At 46.3% G+C, this 12,581-nt stretch carries 10 protein-coding genes; 5 read left to right on the forward strand and 5 right to left on the reverse strand.

Annotated features, from left to right (window positions below; translation table 11 throughout):
- The 3 genes from H6S82_RS04800 to H6S82_RS04810 form a co-directional block, all read right to left on the reverse strand.
- A partial coding sequence (locus H6S82_RS04800; RefSeq protein ID WP_191056046.1) for an alkaline phosphatase PhoX occupies nucleotides 1-2,006 on the reverse strand: 2,006 nt, incomplete at its 3' end.
- Between the two features lie 236 nt (nucleotides 2,007-2,242).
- Nucleotides 2,243-2,929, reverse strand: coding sequence for a phosphate signaling complex protein PhoU (phoU, locus tag H6S82_RS04805; protein ID WP_190461205.1), 687 nt, complete (start codon nucleotides 2,927-2,929; stop codon nucleotides 2,243-2,245).
- A 130-nt stretch (nucleotides 2,930-3,059) separates the two neighbouring features.
- Nucleotides 3,060-4,493 carry an ATP-binding protein gene (locus tag H6S82_RS04810; RefSeq protein WP_190461202.1) on the reverse strand — a complete coding sequence of 478 codons (1,434 nt, stop codon included), beginning with the start codon at nucleotides 4,491-4,493 and terminating at the stop codon, nucleotides 3,060-3,062.
- A 234-nt stretch (nucleotides 4,494-4,727) separates the two neighbouring features.
- Between H6S82_RS04810 and H6S82_RS04815 the strand changes: the two genes are divergently transcribed.
- Nucleotides 4,728-5,987 carry an RNA-guided endonuclease TnpB family protein gene (locus H6S82_RS04815; RefSeq protein ID WP_190461200.1) on the forward strand — a complete coding sequence of 420 codons (1,260 nt, stop codon included), beginning with the start codon at nucleotides 4,728-4,730 and terminating at the stop codon, nucleotides 5,985-5,987.
- 49 nt (nucleotides 5,988-6,036) lie between these two features.
- Here H6S82_RS04815 and H6S82_RS04820 read toward each other — a convergent pair whose 3' ends face one another.
- Nucleotides 6,037-6,789, reverse strand: coding sequence for a response regulator transcription factor (locus H6S82_RS04820; RefSeq protein ID WP_190461198.1), 753 nt, complete (start codon nucleotides 6,787-6,789; stop codon nucleotides 6,037-6,039).
- Between the two features lie 218 nt (nucleotides 6,790-7,007).
- Here H6S82_RS04820 and H6S82_RS04825 point away from each other — a divergent pair, with 218 nt between their 5' ends.
- Nucleotides 7,008-7,754, forward strand: a complete 747-nt coding sequence (locus H6S82_RS04825; RefSeq protein WP_190461196.1) for a creatininase family protein — start codon at nucleotides 7,008-7,010, stop codon at nucleotides 7,752-7,754.
- Nucleotides 7,755-7,948: 194 nt separating this feature from the next.
- Nucleotides 7,949-9,427 carry a mechanosensitive ion channel domain-containing protein gene (locus H6S82_RS04830; RefSeq protein ID WP_190461194.1) on the forward strand — a complete coding sequence of 493 codons (1,479 nt, stop codon included), beginning with the start codon at nucleotides 7,949-7,951 and terminating at the stop codon, nucleotides 9,425-9,427.
- 238 nt (nucleotides 9,428-9,665) lie between these two features.
- Here the strand turns inward: H6S82_RS04830 and radA are convergent, their stop codons facing one another.
- A complete protein-coding gene (gene radA, locus H6S82_RS04835; RefSeq protein WP_190461192.1) occupies nucleotides 9,666-11,228 on the reverse strand; it encodes a DNA repair protein RadA in 1,563 nt (520 codons plus the stop codon).
- Between the two features lie 175 nt (nucleotides 11,229-11,403).
- Here radA and rpaB point away from each other — a divergent pair, with 175 nt between their 5' ends.
- Both rpaB and H6S82_RS04845 read left to right on the forward strand, forming a co-directional pair.
- A complete protein-coding gene (rpaB, locus tag H6S82_RS04840; RefSeq protein WP_190461190.1) occupies nucleotides 11,404-12,138 on the forward strand; it encodes a response regulator transcription factor RpaB in 735 nt (244 codons plus the stop codon).
- Between the two features lie 94 nt (nucleotides 12,139-12,232).
- A partial coding sequence (locus H6S82_RS04845; RefSeq protein ID WP_191056047.1) for a cofactor assembly of complex C subunit B occupies nucleotides 12,233-12,581 on the forward strand: 349 nt, incomplete at its 3' end.

The raw sequence follows: 12,581 nt of genomic DNA on the forward strand, positions 1-12,581 counted from the left end.
TCAAACTCGCGAGTTTCGCTAGCTGCATTTTGGCGAATTCCTTTAATTTCTCCAGGATGCTGCACCGATAAAAATAAAGTTTGTCGGTCTTGAGTAAAGAAGGGCCCTGTGGTTTCGCAATCCATCGGGCCCATACCGAACAGGTAGGCGTTACCTGCGTTTGGCCCAGAAGTAGGAATATACCAAATCGAGTTGTTGCCAAAGCAACCTCTTCTGAAAGGGTCGCCCGCATCGTTAAGTGCTGCTGAGGAGATATCGGTAACCATCCAGACGTTGTTATCGCGATCGATCAGCAGGTTGTCGGGATTGGAAAAGCCAGCCCCACCCTCGGCGGGTTCGCCACCCATCGCTAACATCTGCCAGCGAAAGGTCATCGCCGCTGGGTCGTTGTTATCTTCCGTCAGACGCATAATCCAGCCGAATTCCCAAGGGCTTTCTCCTTTCGGCCCCTTGAAAATGCGCTTGTCTGGGCCACCTTCGCCCCCTGGCGAACCGGAAGTGAAGGTGATATAAAGTGAGCCATCGCCTGCTATTTCTGTGTCTTCGGGACGCGCCGTGGAAGTTGCGCCAGCTGCATTGGCAGCAAAGTGTGCATCGATGAGAATGGCACCTTGTTTTTCTTGGGCGTTACCTGTGTAGAGGTCGCCCAGAGTCTTAAACTTTTGTTTAAAACTGTTGACTTCTGCGTCTGTTTTGGTATTAAAAATACCTCCTTCCGGACGTTTGGGGAGGGGGAGAGATTTTCCCTCCAGGTTGCCGGGTGGGACGGGATTGACTGGGGTGCTGGGTTGAAGTGCAATCCAGCGTCCGGTGCCATCTGGGTTAAAAACGGCGGCATAGAGCATTCCATCCGCGAGTAAACGGGAATTGGCTTTGTCTTGCGGATTGCTGACGATGCCCTTGCTGACAAATTTATACAAGTGTCCGCCACGCCGATCGCACCCCGAATAAAATGCCAGCGGTTTGCCAGATACAACGCGAATGCCTACAGCTTCGTGCCTGTAGCGTCCCAACCAGCTATGTTTGGTGCCGTAGTCGTTTGGGTTCGCTGGGTCTACTTCCACAATCCAGCCATATTTGTTACCTGCTAATCCCAGTACGTTACCTTGGCCGAACAATTCTGCTTCGCCGATCGTGAAAGGTAGCTGGCTGGGGTCGAAAGAAGTACCATCGGCGTATACTGGTTCCGGTACTTGAATTTGGAAGTTTTCTTCGCCGCTGAGGACGGTTCCCCAAGGTGTTGTCCCGCCAGCGCAGTTGCCAAATGTGCCGATAATGCGATCGCCCAATTTATCGATATACCCTTCGCCTTCGGTTTTGCGAAACACAAATGCCGCCGGCCCGCTAATCTTTAAATAGCGATCGTCTTCTAAACCGGATATACCGCTGATGCGGCGATCGACTTGAGAATTTGTTCGCACCCATTTGCCATCTGGATTTTTGCGAATTGAGATGACGCCGATTCCCTGATCGATCAAAGCTTCTTGACAAATTGCCTTGATTTTGGCTTTCAGATCGTTATCTTCCGGAGGTAAACCAAACGCATTAATTCCATTTTTACCAGCAGCTTTTACAGCAGCTTTTACCTCCGCAAACGGCAAATTCTTCTGGATTACCTGCTGATAATTTTGAATCCAAGGTATAGGGCTGATGTACTCAAAATTGATACTCAGATAACCTTCATCTTTTCCAGTTTCTATAAAAGACAAATAGTCATTATTATAGCCAAAACGAGATTTCCCTATTCGATCTCCCCAAGCACCAATAATGTCATAGGTGAAATTTTCTGGTAGTAAGAGGTCATCCACTACTTCGTAAGTGCTATAATTCGGCACTTGTTCGGCAGATGAAATTTCATCGATTTCCAGAGGCATTGGGCCTTTGACTGGCTGGAAGATGAGGTTATTCCCAGCGAATTTTTTCCTGTTTGGTAAGAGCGTAGCCGCTGCGATCGCACCTGCACTCGCTCCTAACAATAACAAGAGTTCCCGTCTTTTGAGCTTCATAAAAGCTTTATTTTTGGAAGATAAGCAACGAACAGGCTGGGAAAAAGCTACAGCTTTGTACCCAACTTTACTATTCTAAGTTTAGGAACTGGTAAGATTCAGGTAATCTTGAGGTTAAATAAATTTTCGATTATAGTGATTCGCCAGTCGTTAGTAGCCAGTTGTCAGTCGTCAGCAGTCAGTCGTCATTGTGCCTCAACACTATTATTTTTTTGACTTTTGACTTTTGACTTTAACTACCGATGTCCCGTGACAATATAAGCTACTCGTTGACCTATATTGGTGGCATGATCGGCCATCCGTTCCAGATGACGAATCACCAGAGCCAGCAAAAGAATTGGTTCGACAACTCCTTTGACATCCCGTGCGCTAGCTAAGCGCTGGTAAAGAGTTTCGTAAGCAGTGTCCACAACGTCATCCTGCTGCTTAACCTGTCGTCCACCTTCTGCATCCAAATCTGCCAAAGCGACCAAACTCATTGCCAGCATAGCCTGCGCTTGATGGGACATAGCCGCTATTTCTGGCAAACAAGCATGAGGGGGATAAGGAAACAATTTAATCGCAATTTCTGCTAAGTCTTTGGCGTAATCCCCAATACGCTCTAAATCTCGCACCAATTGCATATAAGCACTCAGGATACGCATATCTCTAGCAACTGGAGCTTGCAGGGTCATCAAAGTAGCGCTATCCAACTCGATTTTGCGATAAAACTGATCGATTTGTTTATCGAGTGCGGGAATTTCCTCTGCGGCTGCTAGATTGCGATCGAACAAGGATTGATGGGACAGGCGAAACGATTGTTCTACCAAGGCTCCCATCCGCAAAACATCACCTTCCAAGCGCTTGAGGCTGCGCTCGAAGTGGTGTCGTTCTGGATGCGGGTTGAAACGAGAAGTATTCACCCTAACTTGTGGAAAAACCATATGATTGCGGTACTAGCTAGCTCCGAATTTAATTTCCAAGTGCTGAATTCCTCGTTTTTATACTTCGTGCTGATTAAAAAAAGTATTTTAATTTACAAAAAATTTCGGCTACTCAGCCAGACCGACTCATTCAGCCCTCAGCACTAACTTGAGGAGCGATCGCCTGTTCATAAGGTAATTCAATTTTCAGCCAAGCGCCACCGGTTTGAGGGTGATTTTTAGCTTGTACCGAACCACCATGAGCGAGAACAATTTGTCGGACAATTGCCAAACCTAAGCCGCTACCAGTTGTGCTGAGTATTCCGGAAGCTTGGGACGACGAACGTGGCATTTCGTCTTCGGGAAGGGGAGAAGCCGTTTGTCGCGTTCGAGAAGCATCGCCGCGATACAATCTCTCAAAAACATGAGGTAAGTCTGACTCAGGAAATCCAACACCTGAATCGATGATATTTATTTCAACAAGCTTGGCGACATCATTCTTTGGAAGTAAATTAACTTCGACTCGAATTTCACCTAAAGGCGGACTGTATTTAATACTGTTGTCAAGTAAGTTCAAAAAAACTCGGTGCAGTCTAGACTCATCGGCTTCTAGCCACAAAGAATCTGGGCCAGAATAACTCAGTTCGAGTTGTTTTGGCACGACGAGCGGTTCCAAGCTATGCCACACGGAAACGATCAGAGAGCGCAACTCCAGAGGTTTGCGACGCAGTTTGTTGCTGGAGTCAACTTCCAGCTGGCTGAGTTCTAACCAGTCTTGTACCAGATCGATGAGTCTGTTAACTTCTGGGAGCAGACGCTCAACCCAGCGACTCATAGGCGGTTGCAAACGGTCTTGCAAAGCTTCCGCCACTAAACGGATCGAAGTTAGGGGGGTTCTCAGTTCGTGGGCCAAATCGGAAACCCACCGATCTTGCGCTTGCGAAAGTTCGACCAAAGCTTGTCGGTTTTCCAGAAAAACGGCTACTTCTCCCTCTGGTAAAGGCCAACTAGACGCCCGTAGGGTGAAGGATCTAGCTCCACCGACAGCCTGTGCGTTTGGGTAAGTTGGATGAAAAACCCATTCTTGCTGACAGGGTTGTTGCCTTTGACGAGTTTGTTCGATTAACTGGTCGAGTTCGTAAGAGCGCACTAACTCTAGCAGCAAGCGAATTTGTCCGGGTTCCCATCGGTCTAAGTTTAAAAGCTGCCGCGCTTGTTCGTTGCACCAAAGTAGTTGGTTTTCTTCATCCACGATCAAGAAACCGCAGGGTGCGACTTGAAGAAATTCCTGCCAAGTTTCTAGCTCGATTTCCAGGTTTTGTCGATATCGATCGGCTAACAAAATTCCTCGTCGCAGGCGGGAAATCAGGGGTAAGGCAGGTTGTGCCATACCCCCCCCATCGACCTGCGCTCTCAAATTGCGACCTATCTCTGCCCCGTTGCGGGAGGATGTCAGAGGACTAAACTTTGTATCTGCGGGGAGCGATCGCAACAATTGCCCCAGCTGTTTGTAAAGCCAAGCCTGCCAACAGAGCCAAAACCCAAGCCCTATCGCTAGACCGAGAAAAAAAGCAACTACGCTCATGCTAATCGGTTAAAAGGTGATTGGTAAAAAGGTAATCGCTAATTGGTAATTGGTTTTTTTGCCACTACCGGTTATCTATTACCCATTAACCATCTAAACCTCCAAAGGGGACTCCCGTTACAGCAATAGCTTAACAGGAGAAGAATTTGGGGCAACAAGTAGGGTTAGATGCCCTACTTGTTGCCAACTAATATCACTTCCGCTATAGTTACAAGTATATAGCGGAATATGTTTATGTTGTTGACTCAAACCAACAGACTTAAACTGAATAGAAGCGAGCAAAACGTTTTGAAACAGTTGTGTCGGCTGTCTAAAAACCTTTACAATGTCGGGCTTTATACAGTGCGGCAATACTTCTTTACTGAGCGTAAGCACTTGCGTTATGAGGGAGCTTATCACATCTGTAAAAGCAACGAAAACTATAAATTGTTGGCAACAGATGTCGGACAACAAACACTTAAAGTAGTAGACCGAGCTTTTCAATCTTTTTACGGACTCATTCAAGCCAAGCAACAAGGTAGGTTTGATGCAAAAATCAGCCTCCCTCGCTACTTGGATAAAGAAGGATATTTCGCTCTTATTATTCCGATTCGTATCAGACAAAAATTCCCAGACGGTCGATTTATGATTCCGACTTCTAGGGAATTTAAGCGCACTTACGGGTCGGTCTACGTTGAAATACCGGAAAGATTGAGAGATAAGCGAATTAAAGAAATTCGCATTTTGCCCAAATTCAAAGCTAGATTTTTTGATGTTGCTTACATTTACGAGCAACCAGAGGAGGTTGTTAATAAACAACAGTCTAATCAAATATTGGCTGTCGATTTGGGACTGAGTAACTTGGCTAGTTGTGTCACCACAAAAAGTCAATCTTTCATCATTGATGGTCAAAGATTGAAATCTCTCAATCAGTGGTATAACAAACGTAATTCCCAATTACAATCTATGAAAGACTTGCAAGGTATTAAAGGGATTACGTATCAACAAGCTAGATTGACTGATAGACGCAACCAGAAAGTTAGAGATTACCTCAACAAAACTGCAAGGATACTGATCGCTCACTGTATTGAGCAAGGAATTAACAAAGTTGTTGTGGGTTACAATCTGGGGATTAAACAAGAAATTAATCTCGGACACCGCAACAATCAAAACTTTGTTCAAGTTCCTATAGCCGTACTTAGACTCAAGCTGCAAAGCCTCTGTAGTCGTTATGGTATTGAATTTGTTGAGCAAGAAGAAAGCTACACCAGCAAGGCAAGTTTTCTCGATAATGACAGCATCCCGATTTACAACGCTGACAACCCAACCGAATATAAATTTTCTGGTAAGCGAGTAAGAAGAGGTTTGTACCGCACTAAGCTTTGTTGGTTGGTCAACGCTGATATTAACGGGGCAGCTAACATATTGAGAAAGCATTTAAGTAAGCAGAATGAAAGTAATTTCGGACTGTCTAGAGGTTGTTTGGCACAGCCTTTAAGGGTGAAAATCTCTTAAGAATCTCCCGTCAAGCTGACGCTCTGACGGGAGAGTGTCAATGTTGCCATTAGCCAAACCGATAACCAAAACCGCGAATTGTCACAATATAGTCTGGATGGCTGGGGTCTTTTTCCAATTTTTCTCGCAGCCACCGAATGTGAACGTCTACCGTTTTGCTGTCCCCGACAAAATCCGGCCCCCAAACGTGGTCGAGCAAATGCTCCCGCGACCATACGCGCCGGGGGTAACTCATAAATAATTCTAAGAGGCGAAATTCTTTAGGGGCAAGGCTGACTTCCTCACCTCGCAGCATGACGCGACACTCTTGGGGATAAAGGAGAATTTCCTTAAACTGCAAGACTGGTGGTTGAGTTAAACCGCTCAAGCGCTGACGGCGCAGCAATGCTCGACAGCGAGCGACAAATTCCCGCATACTGAAGGGTTTGGTGAGATAGTCATCCGCTCCCACTTCTAAACCCAACACGCGGTCTGTTTCGCTTCCTTTGGCGGAAAGAATCAAAATCGGTACTGGGTTGCCTTGTCGCCGCAGCAAGCGACAGATATCCAAACCGTTGACTTGGGGCAGCATTAAATCCAGGACGACTAGATCTATGGGGGATTCTGCCGGTTCGGTGTAGATAGTCTGCAACAAGGCGATCGCCTTTTGTCCATCTGTAGCGGTTATAACTTCGTAATCTTGCTCTTCCAGGGCCATTACGATCATTTCTCGGATCAGATCCTCGTCCTCAACCACGAGAACGCGGCTTTTTTGCCCGATTTCTGCCCTAGAAGGAGTCTGAGTTAACTCAAGCGAAAACATGATTTAGGAACTTTGTATGTGTCTAAGTCCACCAAAAAGATAACGCGATACGGCCCTGTTGTTGAGGATTATATGGCGAAATCGCATAAAAATTAAACGATGCGAAATTATGGTAAAGAAAAAGGCAAATTCCAATACGATCGAGATGCCAATTGCAGACTGGCGTCTGACTGGCTAACCCCGTTAGTATGAAGTCTATACTTTAGTTTGACCGGGCAATGCTGCTGCATTTATGTACTTGGCCTGAAGTGGAAGCTTATCTGGAGCGATCGCAGGGTATTATTCTTCCGATTGGTTCGACGGAACAACACGGCCCAACTGGGTCGATCGGCACGGATGCGATTTGTGCGGAAGCTGTTGCCCGTGGGGTGGGGAATGCGATCGACGTTATGGTCGGCCCTACAATTAATGTGGGGATGGCACTGCACCACACTTCTTTTCCCGGTACGATTTCTCTGCGACCCAGTACGATGATTCTGGTGATTCGCGACTACATCAGCAGTTTGGCTAAGGCTGGGTTTACTAAATTTTTCTTTATCAACGGTCACGGAGGAAATGTTGCTACTCTGAAGGCGGCTTTTTCCGAGACTTACGCTTATTTGGCAGATTTAAATTTTCCTAATGCCCACCAGGTACGGTGTCAGGTGGCCAATTGGTATATGTGTGCCAGCGTTTACAAGTTGGCAAAGGAGTTATACGGTAACGAGGAAGGCACTCACGCGACTCCCAGCGAGGTGGCTTTGACTCAGTATGTTTATCCGGAAGCTATTAAACAAGTGCCTCTGTCACCGGAAGTGGGACGCGGTTACCCAATTTACGGTGCGGCTGACTTTCGTCGCCACTACCCAGACGGACGCATGGGTTCTAATCCTGCTTTGGCAACTCCCGAACATGGGAAGCAGTTTTATGATTTGGCGGTAAAAGATTTAAGTAACGGGTGTCTGGAATTTTTGAGCGCTGATTGAAAAGTGAATGCGATCGGCTATATGGCAATTAATAAAGCTACACTGATGCAATCGGTTATTAATCAATACAAAAAAACTGAATTTTGTCAATGGCTTGTTTGCTGCCGATCGCTCGCTCACAATTAATGCTTACATTAGCGAACGGCTTTATCTTGGCTAACCTGTAGATAACTTCCTATAGAGAGAGCGATATCATGGATACATTCTTAAAGCAATTATTTAGCTACACATATAACATAGTTACAGCGCCCATAGAAATCGGCGGAACTTCTGTATCGCTCAGTTCGATCGTTAAACTAATACTTTGCATACTGGCGGTCATTTTCCTGACTCGGGCTCTCAAGAATTTCCTCAAGAAATATGTGCTGACCAGAATGGGGATTGATGAGGGAAATCGAGAGGCAATCTCCACAATTATCAGCTATGGTATGGCAACGTTAGGCTTTGTAGTTGTACTGCAAACCAGTGGTTTTAATATTGCTTCTTTGGCGGTCATCGCCGGCGGTTTGGGCGTTGGTATTGGCTTCGGTTTGCAGGATATTACGAAAAACTTTGTGTCGGGTCTAACTTTACTGGTAGAACGCAAACTAAAGCTGGGAGATTTTATTGAATTTGATGGAATGTCGGGATATATCAAAGAGATTTCGATTCGCTCTACGATTATCCGGACATTTCCTGGTGGAGATGTGGTAGTTCCTAACAGCGAACTGGTTAATAACCGGATTCTCAACTGGAGTTATGAAAACTTTATGGGTCGTATTGATATCCCGATTGGGGTAGCCTATGAAAGCGACCCGGTGTTAGTTACAGAAACGCTGTTAAAGTCTGCCTATATGGAACCGGCAGTCTTACGGGAACCGCCTCCCAGAGTTTTGTTTCTGGGATTTGGCGATAATAGTTTAAATTTTCTCCTGTGGGTATGGGTAAATAGAATTGATGACAGAATTACGATTAAAAGTTCTTTAAATTTCATCATCGATTATAATTTCCGCCAGCAAGGAATCCATATTCCCTTCCCTCAGAGGGATTTGTGGCTCCGCAATCCCGAAGTATTAAATGGGATGGGATCGTTAGCAGTAAGAGATACAGAAAAACAAGAAGATGGCGGAGATGTTCCTCAATTTGTTAAGCCACAATTAGCTACCCAAATTGCTAGGCCATTAGCGATTAAAGATTTGCTGCGCCAAGTAACTTACTTCCAAAATTTTACAGATTTAGAATTGCGTCAATTGATTGAGGTCGGCTATAGAAAACGATTGGCAGCCTCGGAAATTTTGTTTCGAGAAGGCGATCCGGGTGATGCGTTTTATATTGTACTTTCCGGTTCCGTAGAAGTTTTTGTTGCCAAGATTAACAAACATCTTACTACGCTTACTACAGGACAATTTTTGGGAGAACTTGCCCTCATGTTGGGGATTCCCCGCACGGCTACAGTTCGGGGTGTTGAAGATACTATTTTGTTTGCAATTACTAAGAAGGGTTTTGAAAAAACATTGCAGTCTCAGCCGGAATTGTACGATGTGATTGTGCAAGAGTTAGGCAAACATAAAGAAGAGTTGGCGCAGCGACAAAAGCAGCTGCGGGAAATGGGATTGGTAAATGAGGAGGAAGATGATAAAAATCCGATTGATTGGATGCGGAAACGTCTGAAAAATCTGTTTAATCTGCAATAGGTTATGCTTACCAAGCTGTTTTACAGTCAGCTTGAGTTCATTTAAGGGACATCCCCATCAGCTTTAGCACTCGGATGTCCTCAATATCTACATATTCTGAGAAGGGGTTTATATGAGCGCACATTTTCCCACAAATACATAATACTACCAAAAAATAAAAATTGCAAGTGCGATTGCAAAAAAATAAACGCAGATGAACTCTTATCTGCGTTTATCTGCGTGCATCTGCGGTTAAAAATTACTCCTCCGTATCTTCATCTTCATTGTTATCCTCATCCTCATCGTCATAATCACCATCCCCACCACTTTGAGGCGGCATAGCAGCGACGATCGCATCGATCACTTTTCCCACGGGTATAATTTCTAACCCCAATTCGCCAAACTTTTGGCCTTTAGGAACGATCGCACGCTTAAAACCCAGTTTTGCCGCTTCTTTCAAGCGCAATTCCATCTGGGAAACGGCGCGAACTTGTCCGCCCAACCCCACTTCCCCAATTAAAACAGTACTCGGATCGACAATGCGATCGCGGAAAGATGCGACAATTGCGATCGCCATCCCCAAATCTACCGCCGGTTCTCCCACATTCAAACCACCAGCAGAAGCAACATAAGCATCTAATTTAGATAGAGGAATTCCCACCCGTTTTTCCAATACCGCCAGAATTTGCAGCAGTCGGTTATAGTCAACACCAGTAGTCGATCGACGGGGAGAAGCGTAACTGGTAGGACTTACCAAAGCTTGTAATTCTACCACAATCGGGCGCGTTCCTTCACAAGCAACCACAAGAGAAGTTCCGGGAACCACTTCATCGCGATTCCCCAAAAATAATTCCGAAGGGTTAGAAACTTCTCGCAGTCCTCGGTCTACCATTTCAAACACGCCAATTTCGTGCGTAGCGCCAAAGCGGTTTTTCACAGAACGAAGCAAGCGGTGAGAGGCAAAGCGATCGCCCTCAAAATACAGTACCGTATCTACTAAATGTTCCAAAACTTTCGGTCCTGCGATCGCGCCTTCCTTCGTAACGTGACCCACAATCAACAGCGTAATATCCTCCCGCTTCGCCAATTGCATCAGCGCCGAAGTACATTCCCGCACCTGGGTTACCGAGCCTGCTGCGGAAGTCAAATTCGGTAAATAGATAGTCTGAACGCTGTCAATCACCGCCACATGAGGCTTGAGCGATTCCAACTCCTTGAGAATTTCTTCCAGATCCGTTTCCGCTAATACGTATAAATTAGCACCATCAACTTTTTCCTGGATATTTTCCGAAGCAACATTCTCCCCCTCTCCCCCGCTCTCCCCCGCTCCCGCTCCCTCATTTTCCTCATCGCTCACGCTAACCCCCAACCGAGAAGCCCGCAATTTCACCTGTCGGCCCGACTCTTCGCCGCAGACATAGAGAATGCGATACTGGCAAGACAGGCGATTGGCCACCTGAAGCAGCAGCGTGGACTTGCCAATTCCCGGATCGCCGCCAATCAGTACTAAAGAACCTGGGACAATACCGCCACCCAGCACGCGATCGAGTTCTTCATAACCGGAGAACCAGCGCTCCTCCTGTCCGTCAACAATTTCCGGAAAAGTGAGAGAAGCTCGTGGTTTGGCGGGTTTTGGAGCGGATTTGGGATTCGATCGGCCAACACCTTGCCAATTTACCCTTACCGGGCCTGCTGCTGGTGCAGACGACGTAAATTGCTCTTCCAGACAGTTGTAAGTGCCACATTCCGGACACTTACCGAACCATTGGGAAGTCTCTGCCCCACATTGATTGCAAATGTATAGAGTTCGTGATTTTGCCATTGTATATTTTGTTAAAGAATCTAAAACAAGGCTCGTAAATCTTAAAAAAGCTTGAAATCCAATCGCGGTGAGAGCTTCGGGCTTAAATAACCGACTGAGATGGGGTAATATTTTAATGTAATGGTACTAAAAATTAATGTTCGGAAACGCTACAAATTAAGGAGCATTGAGAAACTTGGAAAGCCATAAAGAAAAAATTCTGGTGGTGGACGATGAAGCCAGCATTCGCAGAATTTTGGAAACTCGTCTGTCAATGATTGGCTACGATGTCGTTACAGCTGCCGACGGCGAAGAAGCCTTAGAAACATTTCGTAACGCTGTTCCCGACTTGGTAGTTCTGGATGTGATGATGCCTAAGCTAGATGGCTATGGCGTTTGTCAAGAGTTGCGAAAAGAATCCGACGTGCCAATCATAATGCTAACAGCTTTGGGAGATGTGGCCGATCGCATCACCGGTCTGGAGCTGGGAGCCGATGATTACGTTGTCAAACCCTTTTCTCCCAAGGAGTTGGAAGCTCGCATCCGTTCCGTGCTGCGGCGGGTGGACAAAACCGGAGGCTCAGGGATTCCCAGCTCTGGTGTTATCCATGTGGCGAATATCAAAATTGATACCAACAAGCGACAAGTCTACAAAGGCGATGAGCGCATTCGCCTCACCGGTATGGAATTCAGCTTGCTGGAACTGTTAGTCAGCCGTTCTGGAGAAGCGTTTTCGCGATCGGAAATTTTGCAAGAAGTATGGGGTTATACTCCAGAACGCCATGTAGATACGCGAGTCGTTGACGTTCATATTTCGCGACTGCGGGCGAAGTTGGAAGATGACCCCAGCAATCCAGAGCTGATTTTGACGGCGCGGGGTACAGGTTATCTGTTTCAGCGGATAATTGAGCCCGGTGAGGATGGCAAGTAGTTCTCGGTCATTTGTCATTTGTCATTAGGGAAGTATTTATGACAACTGACAACTGACAACTGACAACTGACAGCTAACAACTGACAACTGACACATGACAAAGGACAATAATCAGGTATTGCGGCGGTTGCCGATCGTTGTGGGTGTGTTGGCAAGCGCTTTGCTGGTATTGAACCGCTTGATGACGCCAGAATTGACGGCTTCTCAAGCTCGTTCGGATGTACTGGGCGTAATTTTGTGCGCCCTGCTGATCCTGACAGGGTTACTATGGCAACAAGTACAACCGCGATCGCCCGATGCTGTCCGACTAATTGGCGAAGAGGGTTTGGAACTGGCACCTTCTTTGCCAGAAACGGTGAAAACCGAGTTGGCGTGGGCGTCACATTTGTTACTTACCAATACCGCGACGCGATCGCTTGTCGTTTGGTATGCAGGTAAAGTGC

The sequence above is a fragment of the Planktothrix sp. FACHB-1355 genome, assembly GCF_014748295.1.
GTDB lineage: Bacteria > Cyanobacteriota > Cyanobacteriia > Cyanobacteriales > Aerosakkonemataceae > Aerosakkonema > Aerosakkonema funiforme_A.